Source organism: Synechococcus sp. UW105 (genome assembly GCF_900473935.1).
Classification (GTDB): Bacteria; Cyanobacteriota; Cyanobacteriia; order PCC-6307; family Cyanobiaceae; genus Synechococcus_C.
This window is the reverse complement of record NZ_UCNN01000001.1, coordinates 35,603-55,203: the sequence shown is the minus strand read 5'-3', so window position 1 is coordinate 55,203 and position 19,601 is coordinate 35,603. Positions and strand designations below refer to the sequence as shown.

At 57.4% G+C, this 19,601-nt stretch carries 22 protein-coding genes; 15 read left to right on the top strand and 7 right to left on the bottom strand.

The annotated features are described in order from the left end of the window. Positions 1 to 38 precede the first annotated feature (38 nt). Positions 39 to 1,946: an alpha/beta hydrolase family protein gene (locus DXY16_RS00305; protein ID WP_371410842.1), complete on the top strand. Its 1,908-nt coding sequence runs from the start codon at positions 39 to 41 to the stop codon at positions 1,944 to 1,946. Here the strand turns inward: DXY16_RS00305 and DXY16_RS00300 are convergent. After that, entirely contained in the window at positions 1,931 to 2,629 is a 699-nt protein-coding gene (locus DXY16_RS00300; RefSeq protein WP_115118421.1) for a class II aldolase/adducin family protein, read from the bottom strand. The two genes, DXY16_RS00305 and DXY16_RS00300, sit on opposite strands and share 16 nt — an antisense overlap. Further along, positions 2,622 to 3,722, bottom strand: a complete 1,101-nt coding sequence (mtnA, locus tag DXY16_RS00295) for an S-methyl-5-thioribose-1-phosphate isomerase (protein ID WP_115118419.1) — start codon at positions 3,720 to 3,722, stop codon at positions 2,622 to 2,624. The genes DXY16_RS00300 and mtnA overlap by 8 nt, the downstream gene beginning before the upstream one ends. Before the next feature lie 40 nt (positions 3,723 to 3,762). Between mtnA and DXY16_RS00290 the strand changes: the two genes are divergently transcribed. Next, positions 3,763 to 4,791, top strand: a complete 1,029-nt coding sequence (locus DXY16_RS00290) for a metallophosphoesterase (RefSeq protein WP_244281458.1) — start codon at positions 3,763 to 3,765, stop codon at positions 4,789 to 4,791. On the opposite strand, the gene DXY16_RS00285 is transcribed toward DXY16_RS00290, so the two are convergent. From DXY16_RS00285 to DXY16_RS00265, 5 genes are all read right to left on the bottom strand, one after another. Beyond that, positions 4,782 to 6,053 (bottom strand): SufS family cysteine desulfurase, encoded by a 1,272-nt coding sequence (locus DXY16_RS00285; RefSeq protein WP_115118417.1) that lies wholly within the window; start codon positions 6,051 to 6,053, stop codon positions 4,782 to 4,784. The genes DXY16_RS00290 and DXY16_RS00285 overlap by 10 nt on opposite strands. Then, a complete protein-coding gene (gene sufD, locus DXY16_RS00280; RefSeq protein WP_115118415.1) occupies positions 6,050 to 7,291 on the bottom strand; it encodes a Fe-S cluster assembly protein SufD in 1,242 nt (413 codons plus the stop codon). The genes DXY16_RS00285 and sufD overlap by 4 nt, the downstream gene beginning before the upstream one ends. 2 nt (positions 7,292 to 7,293) lie before the next feature. After that, complete coding sequence (gene sufC, locus DXY16_RS00275; protein WP_115017526.1) at positions 7,294 to 8,088, bottom strand: Fe-S cluster assembly ATPase SufC; 795 nt, start codon at positions 8,086 to 8,088, stop codon at positions 7,294 to 7,296. Between the two features lie 80 nt (positions 8,089 to 8,168). Next, on the bottom strand, positions 8,169 to 9,608 hold the full coding sequence (gene sufB / locus DXY16_RS00270) for a Fe-S cluster assembly protein SufB (RefSeq protein WP_115118413.1): 1,440 nt from the start codon (positions 9,606 to 9,608) through the stop codon (positions 8,169 to 8,171). A gap of 5 nt (positions 9,609 to 9,613) precedes the next feature. Continuing rightward, on the bottom strand, positions 9,614 to 9,973 hold the full coding sequence (locus DXY16_RS00265) for a ferredoxin-thioredoxin reductase catalytic domain-containing protein (RefSeq protein WP_115017530.1): 360 nt from the start codon (positions 9,971 to 9,973) through the stop codon (positions 9,614 to 9,616). 224 nt (positions 9,974 to 10,197) lie between these two features. Here DXY16_RS00265 and DXY16_RS00260 point away from each other — a divergent pair, with 224 nt between their 5' ends. The 13 genes from DXY16_RS00260 (at position 10,198) to DXY16_RS00200 (ending at position 19,581) form a co-directional block, all read left to right on the top strand. Then, positions 10,198 to 10,395: a hypothetical protein gene (locus DXY16_RS00260; protein WP_115118411.1), complete on the top strand. Its 198-nt coding sequence runs from the start codon at positions 10,198 to 10,200 to the stop codon at positions 10,393 to 10,395. Then, complete coding sequence (sufR, locus tag DXY16_RS00255) at positions 10,364 to 11,005, top strand: iron-sulfur cluster biosynthesis transcriptional regulator SufR (protein WP_115118409.1); 642 nt, start codon at positions 10,364 to 10,366, stop codon at positions 11,003 to 11,005. Before DXY16_RS00260 ends, sufR begins: the two co-directional genes overlap by 32 nt. Then, positions 10,998 to 11,381: a hypothetical protein gene (locus tag DXY16_RS00250; RefSeq protein ID WP_115118407.1), complete on the top strand. Its 384-nt coding sequence runs from the start codon at positions 10,998 to 11,000 to the stop codon at positions 11,379 to 11,381. Before sufR ends, DXY16_RS00250 begins: the two co-directional genes overlap by 8 nt. Positions 11,382 to 11,435: 54 nt before the next feature. Then, on the top strand, positions 11,436 to 12,038 hold the full coding sequence (locus DXY16_RS00245; protein ID WP_115118405.1) for a phycobiliprotein lyase: 603 nt from the start codon (positions 11,436 to 11,438) through the stop codon (positions 12,036 to 12,038). A gap of 104 nt (positions 12,039 to 12,142) precedes the next feature. Then, entirely contained in the window at positions 12,143 to 12,907 is a 765-nt protein-coding gene (locus DXY16_RS00240; RefSeq protein ID WP_244281457.1) for a phycobilisome rod-core linker polypeptide, read from the top strand. Positions 12,908 to 13,076: 169 nt separating this feature from the next. Further along, positions 13,077 to 14,153, top strand: coding sequence for a DUF4912 domain-containing protein (locus DXY16_RS00235; RefSeq protein ID WP_115118401.1), 1,077 nt, complete (start codon positions 13,077 to 13,079; stop codon positions 14,151 to 14,153). A gap of 4 nt (positions 14,154 to 14,157) precedes the next feature. Then, positions 14,158 to 14,346, top strand: coding sequence for a hypothetical protein (locus DXY16_RS00230; protein WP_115118399.1), 189 nt, complete (start codon positions 14,158 to 14,160; stop codon positions 14,344 to 14,346). A gap of 143 nt (positions 14,347 to 14,489) precedes the next feature. Continuing rightward, a complete protein-coding gene (locus DXY16_RS00225) occupies positions 14,490 to 15,854 on the top strand; it encodes a phospholipase D-like domain-containing protein (RefSeq protein ID WP_115118498.1) in 1,365 nt (454 codons plus the stop codon). A gap of 286 nt (positions 15,855 to 16,140) precedes the next feature. Then, positions 16,141 to 16,413, top strand: coding sequence for a Nif11-like leader peptide family natural product precursor (locus tag DXY16_RS00220; protein WP_115118397.1), 273 nt, complete (start codon positions 16,141 to 16,143; stop codon positions 16,411 to 16,413). 590 nt (positions 16,414 to 17,003) lie between these two features. Continuing rightward, complete coding sequence (locus DXY16_RS00215) at positions 17,004 to 17,258, top strand: Nif11-like leader peptide family natural product precursor (protein WP_115118395.1); 255 nt, start codon at positions 17,004 to 17,006, stop codon at positions 17,256 to 17,258. A 335-nt stretch (positions 17,259 to 17,593) separates the two neighbouring features. Further along, the gene (locus tag DXY16_RS00210; RefSeq protein ID WP_115118393.1) at positions 17,594 to 17,845 is read left to right on the top strand and encodes a Nif11-like leader peptide family natural product precursor; all 252 of its coding nucleotides are present in this window, start codon (positions 17,594 to 17,596) and stop codon (positions 17,843 to 17,845) included. A gap of 472 nt (positions 17,846 to 18,317) precedes the next feature. Further along, positions 18,318 to 18,932, top strand: coding sequence for a hypothetical protein (locus DXY16_RS14225; RefSeq protein WP_137006985.1), 615 nt, complete (start codon positions 18,318 to 18,320; stop codon positions 18,930 to 18,932). A gap of 4 nt (positions 18,933 to 18,936) precedes the next feature. After that, positions 18,937 to 19,581 (top strand): OmpA family protein, encoded by a 645-nt coding sequence (locus DXY16_RS00200; protein ID WP_170953759.1) that lies wholly within the window; start codon positions 18,937 to 18,939, stop codon positions 19,579 to 19,581. Positions 19,582 to 19,601: the final 20 nt, after the last annotated feature.

Below are 19,601 nucleotides of genomic sequence, written 5' to 3'. Positions count from 1 at the left end.
CCAACGCTGTGTCCAACGCTTCTGGTCCTAAGCAGGCCATCCCCCTCGCAGCCGACGTGGCGCTCGGCCGCAGTCCGGTGCTGCGCGATCCACAGCTGGTTGGGGACTGGGTGCTCTGGCTGGAGCAGCGCCCCCAGGAGAAGGGACGCACCACGGCCCTCATCCGCCCCTGGCAGGCAGGAGATCAACAGCCCCAGGAGCTGACACCTTGCCCTTGCAACCTGCGAAGCCGCGTCCACGACTACGGCGGCGGCACCCTTGCAAGCCATGCCGACGGTGACCTGTTGCTTTTGGTTTGGGTCGATGACACGGATGGCTGTTTATGGAGCCAGAGCTGGCAGGGCCTGAGCCAAAACAGGAACCCGCTGAACAGCCTGAAGCCAATCGCACCACCACGACGCCTCACCCAACCGGGATCCCCATTAGCCGACGGGATCATCGACCACCATCGCCGGCGATGGCTGGGGGTGATGGAAGCCGAGGGTCGTGACTGGCTGGTGAGCGTGGATCTTGAGCGCGCCGATCAGACGCCCGCCGTGCTGCATCAACCGCAGGACTTTGCCGGGTACATAACTCTGAGCGCCGATGGGGCTCGGCTTGCCTGGGTGGAATGGCAGCAGCCGGCGATGCCATGGGATTGCAGCACGCTTTGGTGCGCCTGCCTCAATGGAGAGGGGATGCCCGAGCAGCCCTTCCAGCTAGCCGGCGGCACCACGGAGTCCGGCGATCGGGTCTCCGTCTTCCAACCCCAGTGGCTGGAGGATGGACGCCTGCTAGTGGCGGAGGACCGCAGCGGCTGGTGGAATCTGATCCATTGCCGTCCGGAGGCTTGGTCATCAGCCCCGCAGTGGCAAAGACCATGGCCCATGCAGGCGGAAACGGCCATGCCCCAGTGGATCTATGGGATGAGCACCACCGCCTGGGATGGAGAGCAGGTGGTGGCGGCGATCTGCGATCAGGGGCGCTGGCAACTGAACTGTTTAACCAATGACGGGACGATCCAAGCCATTGAGCAACCGTTCGATGACCTGGCAGGGCTGCGGGCAGCAAACGGACGAGCCGTTGCCATCGCCAGCAATGGCAACACAGGCATGGGCCTGCTGGAGCTGGATCTCACCAACGGAGACTGGCGCCACACACCCGCCAGCCCGGCCGTGCTGCCCCCCGAGCAGATCAGTCGTGCGGAAGCGATCTGGTTTAACGGCGCCAATGGTGAGCGCACCCATGCCTGGTACTACCCCCCAACCGGGGCGCACCCCGGACCATCTCCCCTGCTTGTGAAGGGTCACAGCGGACCCACCGCTATGGCCAGAACTGGCCTCAACCTTGCGATCCAGTTCTGGACCTCACGGGGCTGGGGCGTGGTGGATGTGAACTACGGAGGCTCCACAGGTTTTGGCAGGGCTTACCGCGATCGACTGCAACAGGGATGGGGCGTGGTGGATGTTGAGGACTGCGCCGCAGCCGCCCAAGCCCTGATTGCCAACGGCCGAGCCCATCCCGATCAGATCGCCATGGAGGGAGGCAGTGCCGGCGGCTTCACCACACTGGCCTGCCTCTGCTTTACGGATGTCTTCCGGGCCGGGGCCTGCCGATATGCCGTCAGCGACCTCACCGCAATGGCCACTGACACACACCGCTTCGAGGCGCGCTACCTCGATGGCCTGGTCGGTGACTGGCCAGCAGAGCGGGAACGCTATGAAGCCCGTTCCCCCCTGCACCATGCCGACAAAATTCGCTGTCCCGTGATCTTCTTCCAAGGTCTCAAAGACAAGGTCGTTCCACCGGAGCAGACCGAGCGGATGGCCTCAGCCCTGACAGCAAACGGCATTCCCGTGGAAGTGATCACCTTCCCCGAGGAGGGCCATGGCTTCCGAGACAGTGCTGTGCAAGTTGCTGTGCTCGAGGCCACCGAAGCCTTCTTCCGCCGTCACCTGGGAGTTTGATCCGCCTGGCCGTAGTGGAGGCCTCGGAATTGGGCATGGACAGCCTGCATCTGTTCAGCAGTGAGAAGAGGTGGCTCTCCCAATTGCAAGGCCTGCAGATACATGCGCGCCAGTGTCTCCACCTCCACGGCGATGCGCAGGGCTTGGTCAAGGCTGTCGCCAAGGCTGACAAGACCATGGCGGGCCAGCAGGCAGGCCTGACGACCATGCAGCGCCTGAACCGTCATCCGCGACAACTGCTCCGTCCCAAAGGTGGCGTAAGGAGCACAACGGATGTCATCTCCCCCCGCCACAGCCGTCATGTAATGAAAGGGGGGGATGCCCCGGTCATGACAGGCGAGGGCAGTTCCATGAATCGGGTGGCAATGCAACACCGCCTGCACATCGGGGCGAGCCGCAAGCACATCAGCGTGCAGGCGCCATTCCGATGAAGGCCTACGAGAAGGCTCGTTGAGCGGCATTCCGCTCCAATCGATCGCCACCAGATCGGTGGGCTCCATCTGCTCGTAGGGCAGGGAGCTGGGAGTAATCAGCAGTCCTCCTGGGATTCGCTGGGAGAGGTTGCCAGACGTTCCCTGGTTGAGCCCACTGGCATTGAGGCGCCGAGCCACGGACACCAACTCTTGCCGCAAGGCCAGGTCATCGGCAGCGAGCCCATCAGCGCCAGAGGTGACATCAGGCATCGACATACAACCCCTTGAGAGCCTGCTCACTGGCCGGAGCCACGCCTCGATCAGTGATCAGAGCAGTCACGAGTCTGGCCGGGGTCACATCAAAAGCAGGATTGAATCCGTCGCTGCCATCCGGAGTCAGCTGCACGGAATTGACGGCACCGGCAGGATCACGCCCCTGGATATGGGTCACTTCAGCTGCCGCTCTGGCCTCAATCGGGATCTCGGCCACGCCGTCACCGATCGCCCAGTCGATCGTGGAGGCCGGAAGCGCCACATAGAACGGAACATCGTTGTCGTGGGCGGCGAGCGCCTTGAGATAGGTGCCGATTTTGTTGCACACATCGCCGCGTCGCGTTGTGCGATCTGTGCCGACAATCACCGCATCCACCTGACCATGCTGCATCAGGTGGCCTCCGGCGTTATCGACGATCACCGTGTGGGGAACGCCTTCGCGTCCCAGCTCATAAGCGGTCAAGGACGCCCCCTGGTTGCGCGGACGGGTCTCATCCACCCAAACATGAATGTTGAGGCCAGCACGATGGGCCTTGTAGATCGGTGCCAACGCCGTTCCCCAGTCAACGGTGGCCAGCCAGCCAGCATTGCAGTGGGTGAGGACATGCAACGGTTGCTCCTGTCGCTGCGGCGAACGTGCCCTGGCCAGCGTCTGGAGTAATCCCAGGCCGTGGTCGCCGATTGAAGCGCACATGGCCACATCTTCTTCCGCAATCAGAGCCGCTTCCTCCCTGGCCGCCGCGGCCCGCTCCGATGCGGGCAAGGGCAGCACACGTTGACGCACCCGTTCCAAAGCCCAGCGCAGATTCACGGCTGTGGGCCTTGTGGCGTTGAGCTGATCGAAAGCGGTGGCCAGGGCCTCATCCGAGGCATCAACCTGCAGGGCCAGCATCAGGCCGTAAGCACCGGTGACCCCGATCAACGGTGCGCCCCGAACCACCATCGTTTGAATGGCCTCCGCAGCGGCGTGACAAGTGGTGAGAGTGCGCGTGGTGAAGCAATGCGGGAGCAGGGTCTGATCAATCACCCCCACCGACCGACCATCCGCCTCGAGCCAGATGGTGCGCCAGGCCTGACCATCAATATTCATCAGCTGCGGATGCGCAGGGAATGGTCCATGCTGCCCTCCGATGGGGGCCTCCCTGATGCGCTGTGATCGCCGCCAGCTGCTGACGCTTGCCTCCGGGGCGCTTGGCCTGGCCGCGGGTCATTCACTGGCGGGACGAGCGCTCCAGGCCAATGCAGCCGCTGATGCACTCCGCATCGGCCTGATCAGCGACCTCAACAGCAGCTACGGCTCCACCTCCTACATCCCCCAAGTACAGCAGGGTCTCACCCATCTGTTAGCGCTGAAGCCAGCCCTAGTGGTCTGCGCCGGCGACATGGTGGCGGGCCAGAAAAAGGGCCTCAGCGCCCGCAGACTGGACCAAATGTGGGAGGCCTTTGCCCGCACGATCCTCCTGCCAGTGCGTCGACAGGGCATTCCCTTTCTGCCAGCGGTGGGGAATCACGATGGAGCCCCCGGATTCAGCGCCGACCGGCAGGCCGTTCGCCGCTTTTGGAAGCATCGTCGTCAAGCCCTGGGGCTGCGATGGGTCGACAGTGCCGATTTCCCATTTCACTACAGCGTTCTGGATCAAGACGTGTTCTGGCTGGTGTGGGATGCGAGCTCCAGCCGTGTTCCCGAGGCGCAACTGCTCTGGGCCCGCCGGCAACTGATGGGAGCTGAAGCCCGTCAGGCACGGCTTCGGCTGGTGGTGGGGCACCTGCCATTGGCAGGGATCAGTCAGGGACGCGACCGACCCGGCGAAGTGCTCACGGAGCACCACAGGATCAAAAGACTGCTGCAAGAGACAGGAGTCCAGGGGTACATCAGTGGCCATCAACACGCCTGGTACCCCGCCAGCGAGGCCGGACTCGATCTAATCCAGCTGGGGGCAATGGGAAGCGGGCCTCGCCTCTTGATTGGAGATCGCCGTCCGAGACCCCAAAGCTTCACCACCCTTGATCTCGACTGGCAGGAGCACACCCTCGAGGAAACCAGCTATGACGCCGCCACAGGCATGACGCTGGACTGGGATGCCTTGCCAGAGCAGCTACAAGGGCATCGGGGCACCTTGATGCGCAATCGCGCTTTGCGTCCACTCACTCAACTGTGAGCGCGGAGAAAATCCAGCGTGGACGTCAACTCATCAGCAAAGTGGTCGATCTCAGCAACAGTGGTCGTGAAGCTGAGACTGGCCCGCGCTGAAGCAGTCACGCCGTAGTGGCGATGCAGGGGTTGGCAGCAATGGTGACCACTGCGGATGCAGACACCTTCCAGATCAAGCATGGCCGCGATGTCATTCGCATGAACGCCCTCCACGAGAAAGGTGGCCAGGGCTCCTCGATCGGGCTGCTGCTCTGGGGTGGGCCCAAGGATGCGAACACCGTCGATGGCCTGTAGTCGGGAGAACAGATGGGCGGTGAGCTCAGCTTCCCAAGCCTGAATCGCCTCGAGGCCAACGGTCTCGAGGTAGCTGATCGCGGCGCCCATTCCAACCGCCTCACCAATGGCGGGGGTTCCCGCCTCAAATTTGTGGGGCAAGTCCGCCCAAGTGCTGTGATCGAGGAACACATCCTGGATCATTTCTCCACCACCCAGAAAGGGCGGCATCGCCTCCAGTAGAGCCTCTTTCGCCCAGAGGAAACCCATCCCGGTGGGACCGCAGAGCTTGTGGGAGGAGCCGACCAAAAAATCCACCCCGAGCTGATGCACAGCCACGGGTTTATGGGCCAGGCTCTGACAGGCATCGAGCAACACCAGAGCTCCATGCTCAGAGGCCAGGCTGACCACCTCATCCACAGGATTGCAGCAACCCAGGGTGTTACTGATATGCACCAAGGCCACCAGCCGGGTTCGACTCGTGAACTGACGGCGCAGGTCTTCTAGATCAAGGGTTCCATGCTCGGTCACACCGACATGACGGAGCACACATCCAGTGCGCTGGGCCAGCAGCTGCCAGGGCACCAGATTGCTGTGATGCTCCATCACGGTGAGCAGCACCTCGTCTCCAGGCTGGAGATTGGAATCACCCCAGGTGCGGGCTACAAGATTGATCGCCTCGCTGGCATTTCTGGTGAAAACGATCTCGCGGGGACTGGCCGCTGCAATGAAACGAGCCGTGATCAATCGTGCGCCTTCAAACGCCTCTGTGGCACGGGCGCTGAGCTGATGGGCCCCGCGATGCACATTGGCGTTGTCGTTGCTGTAGTAGCGCTGCAGAGCCTCTAGCACTGCTGTGGGCTTCTGGCTGGTCGCCGCATGATCGAGGTAAATCAGTGGCTGTCCCGAACTGGAGCGCTGCGCCAGGATCGGGAAATCGGAACGGGTCCGCTCTGCCAACGACCTAGACGCATTGCACTCAGGTGCTGCGGTCATCGCTCAAGGCCCTCAAGCAGGTGATCGATCACTGGCCAACGCTGCGCCAGAGGCGGCAGGCCATCCACCACCTCCTGGCAATAACCCCGCAGCAACAAAGCGGCAGCACGAGCACTGGAGATTCCACGACTGCGCAGATAGAACATCTCCTCCTCCTGCAACTGGGTCACGGTGGCCCCATGAGCACAGCGCACATCGTCTGCGACGATCTCCAGTTCCGGCTTGGTGTCGATGCGGGCACGATCTGACAACAGCAGATTGCGGCTGAGCTGTGCGGCATTGGTGCGTTGCGCCGCCCTCGGAACGTTGACTGCACCATTGAAGATGCTGTGGGAACGACCGGCGGCGACCGTCTTCTGCAGCTGATCAAGCTCTCCTTCCTCGCCCTCAAAGCGCATGGTCGTATGGGTCGCGAACTGTTGCTCGTCAGCCGTCAGCACGAGACCCTTCAGCACCGTGGAGGCCTGGCCATCCACTTGAACAACCTGAGGTTCAAGGCGCCCCAAGGCCCATCCCCGCGACACCGTGATGAGCTCATAGCTGCTGCGCGGCTCCTGCTCCACCGCCAAGTGGGCCATCAACGCAGAATCCCCCGATCCCTGGGCCACAACGCCATGTCGAACCCTGGCCTCCTGGCCAAGATGCATCTCGAATAAATGGCTATGGGCCGCACCCGAATCAGCCAGGAACACCTCAAGGATCTCCAGCTCTGCTTTCTCCTCAACCACCAACAGGATCCTGGTAGGGCTTAGGGATGCCTCAGCGGCGCCAACCAGCACCTCTAAAGGAGGCACAGAACCACGGATGCGAAGGGCCAGAACCTGCGACGCCAGTGAATGATTGAACTCCACGGGCCAGTGATGGGCCGAGCCGCAGCGCGCGAGGGTGTGACCCAGAGCCTGCTTCAACTCACTCCCGCTCAGCTCGCTCACGCCCTCAGGGAGGGTAACCCCTGCGAGGGGATCGGAGTGGCCATCGAGCACAACACGCCAGCCATTCTCAGGACGCCCGGGCACGTTTTGAGCCGACGCTGCTTCAGCCGAAGCATGATCCAAAGCGGCCAAGGGCAGCGTCAATAAACCCTGTAGGCGGGTCAGATCGGTGAGACGCCAGTCTTCCTGGCGGCGGGTGGGCAATCCAAGTTGGGCCAGGGCCTCTCGCCCGCGGCGCTGAATAGGCTCGAGGGCTCCTGCTGGAGCAGGCAGACGCGTCAACCAGTCGGTCGCAGTCGACACCATGGTTAGGCCACCCCCTGTCCGGTGGACGCCACCTCCTCATCCACCCAGTCGTAACCGGTTTTTTCCAGCTCAAGTGCCAACTCACGCCCCCCGGTTCGGAGGATTCGGCCAGCCGCCATCACATGGACATAGTCAGGGGTGATCTCATCCAGCAAACGCTGGTAATGGGTGATCAACAGCGTGGCGTTCTCAGGCGTGGCCAGCTGGTTGACTCCGCCTGCAACGATTCTGAGGGCATCGATATCAAGGCCGGAATCCGTTTCATCAAGGATGGACACCACCGGATTCAGAAGCGCCATCTGCAGAATCTCATTGCGCTTCTTCTCCCCTCCGGAGAAGCCCTCGTTCACGCTGCGTTCCAGAAAGGCAGGATCCATCTGCACAACGCTGAGGCGTTCGCGCACGTGATCGTCAAAATCGAAAGTGTCGAGCTCCTCAAGGCCCTGCTGTTGCCGGCGCGCATTGCTGGAGACCCGCAGGAACTCGAGATTGCTGACACCTGGGATCTCCACAGGGTATTGAAAGCCAAGGAAGACACCAAGCCTGGAGCGTTCTTCCGGCTCCAGCTCGAGCAGATCAGAACCTCGGTAACGGACGCTCCCACCGGTGACGCGATAGGCAGGGTGACCAGCCAACACCTTCGACAAGGTGCTTTTGCCGCTGCCGTTACGACCCATCACCGCATGGATCTCGCCAGCACGAACCTGCAGATTCACACCGTTGAGGATGGGCTGAGCCTCAACGGAAGCATGCAGATCGTTGATATCGAGCAACAGCTCGGCGTCAGGACGGATCACGGGTGAAAGCGAGTGAGTAAGAAAGAAGGTGTGGACAACAGCGATAAGTGGCAGGGGGGACCACTAACGGGATCAACGGTCTATCCGACAGATCCCTCAAGCTTGAGAGCCAGAAGCTTGTCGGCTTCCGCCGCAAACTCCATGGGCAGCTGATTGAAAACATCTCGGCAGAAACCGCTCACCATCATTGACACAGCCTCTTCGAAACCAATGCCCCGACTCTGGAGGTAGAAAAGCTGATCTTCGGAGATACGACAGGTGCTGGCCTCATGCTCGATTGCTGCCTGAGGCTGTTGGGAACGGATATAGGGATAGGTGTTGGCCGCCGCCTCATCGCCAATCAACATCGAATCGCACTGGCTGTAATTGCGGGCACCCTTGGCACCAGGAGCAATCTGCACAAGGCCTCGATAACTGTTACTGGAGCGCCCAGCACTAATGCCCTTGCTCACGATCGTGGAGCGGGTACGGGCACCGAGGTGAATCATCTTGGTGCCTGTATCGGCCTGTTGGCAGTTGTTCGTGAGAGCAACGGAATAGAACTCGCCGACAGAGTCGGCACCCTGCAAGACACAGCTCGGATACTTCCAGGTAATCGCTGAACCCGTTTCCACCTGGGTCCAACTGATGCGACTTCGTGCACCGCGACACTGTCCGCGCTTGGTCACAAAGTTGTAAATGCCGCCGACTCCGTTCTCGTCACCGGCATACCAATTCTGAACAGTGGAGTACTTAATCGAAGCATCGTCCAAAGCAACAAGCTCCACCACGGCGGCGTGAAGCTGATTGGTATCAAACATTGGCGCGGTGCAACCCTCAAGGTAACTAACGGATGCGCCTTCCTCGGCAACGATCAACGTGCGCTCGAATTGACCTGTATCACCTGAATTAATCCGGAAGTAAGTCGAAAGCTCCATCGGGCACTCCACGCCCTTCGGAATAAACACAAACGATCCATCACTGAAAACTGCTGAATTCAGCGCGGCAAAATAGTTGTCATTACTGGGAACAACTGTGCCGATATAACGCTCAACAAGCTCAGGATATTCCTTCACCGCTTCGCTGATCGAACAGAAAATCACTCCATGCTCAGCGAGCTTCTCGCGATAGGTCGTAGCGATGGAAACGCTGTCAAAAACGGCATCGACCGCGACGTTACTTAAACGTTTCTGCTCACTCAGAGGTATCCCCAGCTTGTCAAATGTCTCCAGAAGTTTTGGGTCAACCTCATCGAGACTTGCCTTCTTCTCTTGCTGGCGAGGAGCAGCGTAATAAATGATATCTTGATAGTCGATCGCGCTGTATCCCAAAGCAGCCCAATCAGGCTCTTCCAGAGTGAGCCAATGCTTGTAGGCACGCAGCCTGAAATCAAGCAGAAATTGAGGCTCCTCTTTCTTGGAGGAAATCAGGCGAACAACATCTTCACTAAGGCCTTTGGCAATCTTCTCAGTCTCGATATCAGTAACAAAGCCATATTTATACGGCTGACTGACAAGATCACGAGTGGAGACACTGGTCATAGGAGTCAACCTGCGGAGGCGTGGATCTCCTCGGTGCTGATCGTCTGCGCATCACCACGGAAAGCATTGTCCTCAGTGAGAAACAACATGCAGTGGCATTCTTTGCGCTCACGCATCGGCACACAGGGGCAGTTCCAGAACGCCTGGGAAACTTCAGCACCCTTGTCTTCGTAATGGCGGCACGGGCAGAGTGCGCCGCCGAGCTCGTCCTTGTGACGAGCCAGACCCTTGAGCACAACAGCAGTCACACCCGGATCACTGCAGAAATACGTTCCGGTGCGCTGGGCGTAGGTCTCAGCGAACTTACGGATCACCTCAAGGCTTTCCGGGGTTGGTTCAGCGGTGCCAGCAGGTGCGTCAGTCATGGACAGCGATGAGTTGAGCAGTCAACGGAAACAGGCCGTGGGCACGCAGGCTTCAGGAGATACGAAACCATTCGGTTTCGTATTTGGAGCCTAGGGCACAGTCACGACAGCTGCCGGTCAAGGCTCATTGTGCCCCCGCAACGCCCCGGATGAGGGGCCATGGACGAAGCTGCGCAACGTTCCTGTTAGCGCCAATCGCACCGACAAGGCCTATCAACGCGCCGGTGGAAGCTGGCGATCTGGGGCGCAAGGCCTGGGAAAAACCGCTTGATCAGGACGTCACCCTCGTCCAAGCCGGTCACGATGACGACCTTCATGCCGGGGGCACTCTGGCGAGAATCCGTCAGTCACCCAATTTGCGTGGCATCGTGATGGAATCACCACCGACCCATGGGCGCACACGCGCAGGCACCCACCCGTGAGACCACTCTCACCCTGCTGCTGAGGCAGGGTGAGACCAGTGCTGCGCATTTGGCCAACCAACTTGGGATTTCAGTGCAGGCCATGCGGCGACACCTGCGCAGTCTTGAAGATGACGGCTTAGTCGAATCAACGCCGATGCCAGCGGGACCCGGCCGCCCCTCGAACAGCTGGCGGCTTACAGACCGCGGCCACCAACATTTTCCCGATGGCAGCGAACACTTCGCTCTTGGCCTGCTCCACTCCATGGCCGCAACGCTGCCGCCCGAGACGATGGTCTCCCTGCTCACCCAACAAGCCATCGACAAAGCAGGCCATTACCGACAACAGCTGGGCTCAGCACCGTTAGAGGAACGCGTGGCCCTCCTAGCCGAACTGCGCCGCCAGGAGGGTTATGTCACCGAACTGCAAGATGCACCTGATGGCCAGGGCTGGTGCCTGAGTGAGTTCCATTGCTCCGTGCAACGCATCGCCGAGGAATACCCGGTGGTTTGTGATCAGGAGCTTGAGCTAATTCGCCAGACCTTTCCCGACTGCCAAGTGGAACGAGTGCACTGGCGACTGAAAGGAGAGCATTCCTGTGGTTTTCGGATCACCCCAGGCGATGACTGACCCATCGTCCACCTCCGCAGAAAGCCCTCTCACAAGGGAAATGGTGGAACAGATCGATGCGTCCATGCTGCCGAGTCTTGAGCGGCATCACCTACGACTGCTTGCCCACTGCCTGGCCAGCTTTCAACAGATGGCGTCGCCTGAATGCAAAGGCCCAATCCCCGCCTTGGCACAGCAACAACGTTGGTGCAGGGATCAACCTCTGCTGAAGAACGATCCCGAGTTTTGCGATCTACTCCTGCGTCAGTTCTCGACAGCGGCTGATCGGCTTGAGTCGATTGCGGATGCCCTGGGGATCACTCCGCTGGAACTGACCCTGGGCGCACTGATCGATCAAGCCGTTGTGGCCTTCAATGCAAGGCAACAGATCACGTAGGCCTGGTCGCCTGCGAACATCCAAAGACCCCCTGGGTCCCCTTCGGAGCTGAGCATGAGCCTTGTCATCCCCGATGCCCTCAGTTTTTTTCAGCTCAGCTGTGGTCGCTGGCGCTCGCAACGCAGCGTTCACCATCTACTGCATCGCCGGGCTGAGGCGGGTGGATCGCTAATTGTTGTCGAGGACCTCGATCCAAGCGATAGCCGCCTGGGCGAATTAGCGGTCGCGCATGGGAAGGAAGCCAGTCAGGTCATCGGCGGAAGCTATGTGCGCTGGAGCGCGTCGATGGCTTGGGACAGAAGCGAGGAGGGCCACGACGGCGAAACAGTGTTTGGGCTCATCCCCACCAGCGACGACGGTCGCAGCGGACTGATGCTGAGAACGATGGGCTACGCAGAAAAAGCGCCGGCGTCATCTCTGTTCGCGATGGATTCCGAGGATGGTCTGATCCTCGAAACGAGCTACGAAACCATGCGTGTGTGGGAACGGTTTAGCTTCATCGGCCCGGATGTGCGCGTTCGCAGCAGCACAGTCGAAGGGCTGTCGAACAACGCCTCGTTCTGTGTCGAGACCCGAGAGCAAGACCTGGGCGAAACCGCATCAGCCCCAAGGGCCCAAGCCTCCGCATCCCAGGCCCTGTCAGCCTTTGGCTGGTAGCAAGCTTGTAGCGAGTATTACGGTCTGTAATCCGTTCTCAGATTGAAGGGATTCGTTCCTGATACCTGCAATTACGATCCCCATCAGTGGACGCTGATGCTCGCGTGGCCATCCCTCTTCTTAAGTACGCACCAATCACTCAGAATTCTCTGAGGGCCGGTGTTCCGAACATTCGCGTCGGGTCCGAAGAGGAATCAAGGGCCTACTCCATGGACATCGCCATGGATGCAGACAATCTGACCACGGTGATCGAAAGCGGTTACCGCCAGATTTTCTTTCATGCGTTCAAGAGCGATCGCGACGTCAATCTTGAGTCCCAGCTGCGTGACGGTCAGATCACCGTCAGGGACTTCATCCGTGGCCTGCTGCTGTCCGAAACCTTCCAGCGCAGCTTCTACAACCTGAACAGCAACTACAAAGTTGTTCGTCATCTGGTTGAGCGTGTCTTGGGCCGCAAGACCAACGGCAAGGGCGAAGAGTTGGCTTGGTCCATCGTGATCGCCACCAAAGGCATCGTCGGCATGGTGGACGAGCTCTTGGACAGCCAGGAATACCTGGATGCTTTCGGATACGACACCGTTCCCTACCAACGCAATCGCATCCTGCCTGGACGCGACCTTGGTGATACCCCGTTCAACGTCAGCACCCCTCGTTACGACGAGTACTACCGCGGCATTCTGGGCTTCCCTCAGATCGTCTTCACAGGCACATCCAAAAGCATTCCGGCTCGGGCCAAGATCACGCGCGGAGGCTCTCCCGCCGATTACATGGCATGGGTGCCGGGGATTGCCATCAGGACAGCCCCATCAATTGGGAATGCCGACATGGACTACATGTCCAAAGTCCCCTATCGCAGCGTCGGCCGCTAGTCGACAGAATCCTTACCACCACAGCGAAAAAGGGGGCATCAAGCCCCCTTTTTTCATGGCCACGGGAAGGTCAGAGCAGTCAGAAGATGCTGACGTCAGCACCCCCTAGTGATCGAAATGCAGCTCTTTCACGCAGACTGATCCCAAAGAAACCTGGGTGAATCCGTCCGTGACGCAAGCACTGTCCTCTCTGGCCCGCCTCACGCTGCGTCAACTGCGCCAGATGGCCAGTGATCTGGGCGTGACTCTCTACAGCAGGAAGAGCAAGCAGGACCTCGTCACGGCCATTGCCAAACGCCAAGACCGCAAGAGCGGTGAGCCAAAGTCGATCGAATCAGGCGTCACAGCAGCAACGCGCTCCGACACGACGACACGGGTTGTGTTCCTCCCACGTGATCCCCAATGGGCCTATGTGTTCTGGGAGATCTCAGACAGCGACCGTAAAGCGGCACAAAACGAAGGCGCTGCTCACCTCAGCCTGCGCCTAGCCGACGTGACCGGCATCCAGGATGGCAGCTCCCATCCCCATACCCTCCAGGAAGTTCCTGTCGACAGCCACAGCACCGAGTGGTATTTGCCTGTTCCTCTCTGCGACCGCGATTACCGCGTTGAGCTGGGCTATCGCGCCGGCTCGACCTGGATCTCTCTGGCCCTCTCCTCTGTGGCGCGCGTTCCAGCTCTGCACCCGAGCGATCAGATCATGGATCAGTTCGTTCCCTTCAGCCTGGATGCAACCCCAGCAACCATTCCAGCCGCCGCTCCAGTTAGCGCTCCCGAGAGCACAGACAGTGGTCTGCACGAGCGCCTGTACCAAACTGCGACCACGCATTTCCGCAGCCGTCGCGTCGGCTCTGAGGTGCTCCATGAGCAGCAGGGCCTGAGCTCCGATCAGCGCGGCTTGAGCGACTCGGGAGCAGGCCTTTGGGCGAGTGGTCGCAATGAGTCCGGCCTGGGTGGAGTCGCTCCCCGCCAGCGCTCCTTCTGGCTCATCGCCGATGCCGAACTGATCGTCTACGGCGCCACCGATCCCTCCGCTCGTCTCACCATTGGAGGAGAAGATGTGCCCCTCTCAAGCGATGGCACCTTCCGCATCCAGGTGCCGTTCCGGGATGGCAAGCAGCTCTACCCCATCGAAGCCACCGCAGCTGACGGAGCCCAGAAGCGCAACATCACCCTCAACTTTGAGAGAGTCACTCCGGAAGACAACACCAATCCAGCCAGCGAAGCGCAGGTTGAATGGTTCTGAACCAATGACCAACGAGCGTTCAGGCTTGCGTTGGTTTGTCGCCATCACCCCCCTTGCCGGGGCGATGGCGTTTCCAATTGTTGTGCCACTCACCATTGCCCGAGTGGGTATTGGAGCAGGCGTGGGCGTGGCTCTCGTTCTGAGCACGCTTTGGTTTTTGGCCATGCTGCGCACTGCGGAGATGCCCCACTGAACCGGAACTGAGCTCAAACCAGATGGGATGTCAGTGCTGACAGCAGTCAGAACAAAACGGGGGAATGCTGGAGCAAGCTCTCGCGAGGATCGGTGATCAGACGTCAGCCGCCTGGACTCCGCATCTTGCTGGTGCTGCTGCCAATGCTTTGTGGATCCTGCAGCCAGGCCGGGGAGCTGCTGGGGGAACCGACAAAGGGGTTAGCTCAACTCCAGCACATTCAGGTCTCCTTCAACCATCGCGACGACGCCCGCTACCGCAGCCCGCTTAACGGCCGTTGGCGCAACGGTGACAACCTCGAGCAGCAACTGATCGAGGCCATCGATCAAGCCCAAGTGGAGTGCCTGGTCGCCATTCAAGAGCTATCCCTACCGGCGATCGCCAATGCCCTCGTCAGGGCCCATCAACGTGGTGTGCGCGTCCAAGTGGTGCTGGAGAACAACTACAGCAAGGCCTGGAGCCAGCAGCACGAGGCGGGCCTGACGCCACATGAGCGCAAGCGGCTTCAACGCCTCAAGCGACTGGCCGATCGCAATGGTGATGGCGTGCTCAGCGCGGAGGAGCGCCTACAGGGGGATGCGATCGCCATTCTTGCGCGAGGAGCTGTGCCTCGAATTGACGACACAGAAGACGGCAGCAAGGGCAGCGGCCTGATGCACCACAAATTCGTGGTGATCGATCGCAACCAGGTCGTCACCGGCAGCGCCAATTTCACAAGCTCCGGTCTGCATGGAGACGCCGATGCCCCCCGCACCAGAGGCAATGTGAACCATCTGATCACGGTGAAGAGCCCTGAACTCGCCTCCCTATTCAGCCAGGAGTTCGAGCGCATGTGGGGGGATGGCCCCGGAGGACAACAGAACAGCCGCTTTGGGCGCGCCAAAGACGCTCCCTCGATCGAGCAGGTCGATGTTGGCGAGGCCAGGATCAAGGTGCTCTTCGCTCCCCATGCCAAACGAAACAGCGAGCACGGCCTTGCACTGATTGGCCAGGAACTGAACAAAGCCCAACGAAGCATCGATATGGCAGTCTTCGTGTTTTCAGCCCAGGATCTGACCGACGCCTTACGACAGCGCGTGAATGAAGGCGTGAAGGTACGCCTGTTGGCTGATCCCGGCTTCGCCAGCCGGCCCTTTTCGGAAGTGCTGGATCTACTCGGTATGGCCATGCCGGATCGCTTCTGCAAACTGGAAGCCGGCAACAACCCTTTTCAAGATCCCCTCCAGACTGTCGGCACCCCACGCTTGGCACGCGGTGACAAGCTTCATCACAAGTTTGCCGTAATCGACAACAAAACCGTGATCACAGGATCCTTCAACTGGAGCCCCTCCGCCGCTCACACCAACGATGAAACCCTGCTGGTGATTGAATCACCAAAGCTCGCCGCGCACTTCACGCGCGAGATGAACCGAATGTGGCGTGGTGCGGAGCTGGGGATCACCGCTCGAATGCGCCGCAAGCTGGAACGGCAGCGCGCCAAGTGCGGGAGTGGGGTGGAGAGGGGGTGAGAAGGTCGAGAGATGAGAAGATTGGCTTGAGAAGTGGCTGGTGGTTTGCCGTCCAGAAATATGGCAGGATGTGCTTCGAATCGTTACATGTCAAGCCCCTTTTGCGGTTAGACTTGTGAATCCTATTTTCTCAAATCTCTTGCAATCTCAGAGAATTTTCATTGCTACAATCACGTCCACAAGCCCAGCAATCTGATTTCAATACCTGGCAACATCAACCACTAACTATCACTAAGGTATGAATTAGATTCCTCTGTTAACACTAAAGCAATCCACCTAAAGCCTGATGTCAGAAGAACAACTCAAAGCCTTCCTGAAAAAAGTCAAAGGAGACAGCAGTCTCCAGGAGAAGCTCAAAGCTGCTACTAATAGCGAGACTGTTGCGATCGTTGCGAAAGAAGCAGGATTCAGAATCTCTTCCGATGACCTGAATCACCCGATCATCACAGAGCTTTCAGAAGCAGAACTGGAGGTCATCACCGGAAGCAAGGGATGCGATCAGACTGGCAACACATGCAGAACTCGAGACACTGCAGACGCATCATGCGAGTTTGCATGAGTCAAAATGATGGATAAATATTGATGGAGTCACGCCCGCCCTGCAATTATAGTTTTTCACTTCTTTAGCCAAGCCCATAAACCCACACATTAGCTTCCAACACCTGCCAGCATTTCTCTTTTAGGGTAACTCATCTTTCTCATTCTGGAAACGAGCAGTATCCTTTCACAACCGCTTCAACAGTAACCCAGACGGGGACAGCATTGTCCACAGAAACAACCGTGATCTTATGAATACTGAAGGGAACAACACCGAGTACTCACTCACCCACGTATTCCAATCGCCAGTCAGGAGATTAATCGAGCAAATCGTTGAACCCATTTGAAAGTCATCCAGTCACACAAGCTCATCCACAACAAACCATAAGGCGCATCAGAGGTCCTTCCGCCAGCCATTTCACCAACCTACAGACCTCTAAGACAGGCCCCACCACCTCTACATGTCGGCAGGAAAGGTCTTACAGAGAGCCGAGAAACCTTTGGCAATGCGATCAGCGCCCATGGCAGTGGCTGGATTGTTAACCTTCTCCACTCAAGCCGGACAATAGTTCTTGCAGGAGGGACAATTGAAGAATAAAAACCCTTTTGCTGATGTCAGAAGAGCAACTCAAAGCCTTCCTGGAAGAAGTCAAAGTAGACAGCAGTCTCCAGGAGAAGCTCAAAGCAGCAAGTGATGCCAATGCTGTTATTTCTATTGCAAAAGAAGCGGGATTTAATATCTCTACCAATGACATTGCCAAGGCTCAATCCGACCTATCAGAAGAAGACCTGGAAAGCCTGTCTGGAGGAACTTGCGTTCAGTTAACTGGATGCGCAGCAAACACCCGGTTAAGCTTTAATTGCTAGTAGATACTTTGACGTTTCCCCATAACAAGCAAAGGCATTAATACAATACACTCAAGACTCCAACCTACAGAGCTTTGCATTCTCAACTGACCGGCGAAATACTTAAAATGCATCTGCATGCTGGTGACATCATATGCATGAACCTCATAGACAAGACCAAGCCAGATTTTGCTACAAAGACCCAAATACAAACAGACTCAACGATTCTGGGGGTAGGAGCTCTGCAGCGCAGAAGGGAGAAGGCCTTGGGCATCACTGGAGCGAATATTTCTTAACCTAAGCCTGACAACTCTGCTTGCTGAAGCGACAATAGAATCATCCAGACCTTATTGCACATGTCAGAACAGCAACTCAAAGCATTCCTGGACACAGTCAAAGGCAACAGCGATCTTCAGGAGAAACTTAAGACAGCAACTTCAGCCGAGATCGTTATTAGCATTGCAAAAGAAGCAGGTTTTATGTTTTCCGCTGAGGAACTCAAAAAAGTTTCTGGATTTGAAGTGCTTTCCGATGATGAGCTAGAAGGCGTCGCAGGCGGCAAATATTGCTCGAAAACGATCTGCGTCAGCCTATTTAGCTGCGCTTAATTCAGCAAGTAGAGGATACGGATCATCGCCTCAAAAGCTCCTGCTCAGGCAAGGGGCTTTTATTTTGACTTACGAAATCACATCAGAAGCGATCAAACAGAAGTCAGAATGGATAAAATAATCTAAATTAAATTTATAGACACAGTTGCCATGACTAATGTTGTCAAAAGGGATGATTGCCACCAATCCTGTTGATGCATTTGGCGTCTGTAGATTCACTGAAACCTCTGGAAAGAATGAAACGAATCTTCTTGACAATCCTATTCGCATTACAGTTTAACCATGCGCAGTCATACTCGTATGACCTTTCTGCTCCTTCTGCGAAGCCAATCACAAATTGAGAAAGCTCTAAACGAAGACGTAGCGCAAGAAGCTATCAGTAAATATTAAAATGTGAAACAGCCTTGAAGAGGCCGCTGCAGCCTGCTAACAAGAATCAGGAATCAACCGCCAACATCATCAAAACAGAATAATGATGAGAAACTGGAAAACTTACCTCCTTGCCATTGTGGTCTTCTCAACAGCTGCAATCGGGCTTGCAAGCTGCAATAACAACACGGGAACCACTCAAGCACCCGCTGATCCAGTCGCAGAGGGAAGAGAGGCGCAGGCAAGCGCAACACCTCAGGAGACCATTGGAGAAGAAGACAATGAAACAAAGCCCCAGAATCAAACAGAGAAATCTTTGGCCATTGAACCCTATGAAATTGAAGGAGTTGTTGTTTCTCTTCTAAACGTGAAGCGATCAAGTGGGAACACGTTGAATGTTTACTGGAAGATGACCAATACATCCGCAGAAGATAAGACACTGGTGAAGTGCTACGCATGGTATTGCGCCTACCAGTTGGCTGCAGGCGCACACGGCAACGGCACTTATATTATCGACAGCATCAATCAGAAGAAGCACTTAGTCGTTAGAGCCAACAAAAAGCCTGTAGCCAGCAGATTCAAAATGCCAATCATTCTATCTCCAAACTCAAGCATCAATGTCTGGGCAAAATTCCCAGCACCGCCTGCAGATGTCAAGACCGTATCGATCTATTTGCCTGGCGTTGCACCAATCGAAGACATTCGCATTACGGAATAAGGACATGCCAAAGCACTACCTTCATAGCCAACAAATGCCTCGAAACTTGCTCTTCCTTATTCTGCTGTTCCATCTACATCTGTTTGGATCAGCCAGTGCTGCGCGGGGCAATCCAACTTCAGGAACAGCCAGTGAAGCTGAAGCAACAAGAGCTCAAGATACGAAGCCCGATATTTCCAATAAAGAGAGAAAAGCATCCATACAAAACCTTGAGTTTGTGATTCAGGATATAGATTATCCTGTCATCAATCTGAACACAATCACCGAATCAGAGAATGAGATCGTAATCGAATTGGCGGCTGACATTCTCTTCGACTTTGATCAAGCTAAGCTAAAATCTTCCGCTTTGACATCCCTAAAAAGCGTCGCACAACGGATCAGCAATTCTGGGCGCGGTGAGATTCGGATTGAAGGACACACTGACTCAAAAGGATCAGACTCTTACAATCAAAATCTTTCAGAAAAACGCGCAAGGTCCGTTCGTGATTGGTTGATCAATCGTGGGGAGCTCACAGCATTTCAATTCGTCATCAAAGGTTTCGGTGAAACGAAACCAGCAGTGCCCAACGAAACAGAAAATGGCGAAGATGACCCATCAGGTCGCCAACGCAATCGCCGGGTTGAGATTATCATCAATACCAAAGGGTGAATTGATGGAAATACCTTCAC

What these genes read in the sequence shown, in the direction of transcription:
- DXY16_RS00225 (WP_115118498.1), top strand. Translation starts at nt 14,490, where the DNA reads ATGCTTTGTGGATCCTGCAGCCAGGCCGGGGAGCTGCTGGGGGAACCG.
- DXY16_RS00230 (WP_115118399.1), top strand. Translation starts at nt 14,158, where the DNA reads ATGACCAACGAGCGTTCAGGCTTGCGTTGGTTTGTCGCCATCACCCCC.
- DXY16_RS00215 (WP_115118395.1), top strand. Translation starts at nt 17,004, where the DNA reads ATGTCAGAAGAGCAACTCAAAGCCTTCCTGGAAGAAGTCAAAGTAGAC.
- DXY16_RS00290 (WP_244281458.1), top strand. Translation starts at nt 3,763, where the DNA reads ATGGGGGCCTCCCTGATGCGCTGTGATCGCCGCCAGCTGCTGACGCTT.
- DXY16_RS14225 (WP_137006985.1), top strand. Translation starts at nt 18,318, where the DNA reads ATGATGAGAAACTGGAAAACTTACCTCCTTGCCATTGTGGTCTTCTCA.
- sufD (WP_115118415.1), bottom strand. Translation starts at nt 7,291, where the DNA reads ATGGTGTCGACTGCGACCGACTGGTTGACGCGTCTGCCTGCTCCAGCA.
- DXY16_RS00245 (WP_115118405.1), top strand. Translation starts at nt 11,436, where the DNA reads ATGAGCCTTGTCATCCCCGATGCCCTCAGTTTTTTTCAGCTCAGCTGT.
- DXY16_RS00200 (WP_170953759.1), top strand. Translation starts at nt 18,937, where the DNA reads ATGCCAAAGCACTACCTTCATAGCCAACAAATGCCTCGAAACTTGCTC.
- mtnA (WP_115118419.1), bottom strand. Translation starts at nt 3,722, where the DNA reads ATGAATATTGATGGTCAGGCCTGGCGCACCATCTGGCTCGAGGCGGAT.
- sufR (WP_115118409.1), top strand. Translation starts at nt 10,364, where the DNA reads ATGGGCGCACACGCGCAGGCACCCACCCGTGAGACCACTCTCACCCTG.
- DXY16_RS00250 (WP_115118407.1), top strand. Translation starts at nt 10,998, where the DNA reads ATGACTGACCCATCGTCCACCTCCGCAGAAAGCCCTCTCACAAGGGAA.
- DXY16_RS00265 (WP_115017530.1), bottom strand. Translation starts at nt 9,973, where the DNA reads ATGACTGACGCACCTGCTGGCACCGCTGAACCAACCCCGGAAAGCCTT.
- DXY16_RS00210 (WP_115118393.1), top strand. Translation starts at nt 17,594, where the DNA reads ATGTCAGAACAGCAACTCAAAGCATTCCTGGACACAGTCAAAGGCAAC.
- sufB (WP_115118413.1), bottom strand. Translation starts at nt 9,608, where the DNA reads ATGACCAGTGTCTCCACTCGTGATCTTGTCAGTCAGCCGTATAAATAT.
- DXY16_RS00220 (WP_115118397.1), top strand. Translation starts at nt 16,141, where the DNA reads ATGTCAGAAGAACAACTCAAAGCCTTCCTGAAAAAAGTCAAAGGAGAC.
- DXY16_RS00285 (WP_115118417.1), bottom strand. Translation starts at nt 6,053, where the DNA reads ATGACCGCAGCACCTGAGTGCAATGCGTCTAGGTCGTTGGCAGAGCGG.
- DXY16_RS00300 (WP_115118421.1), bottom strand. Translation starts at nt 2,629, where the DNA reads ATGCCTGATGTCACCTCTGGCGCTGATGGGCTCGCTGCCGATGACCTG.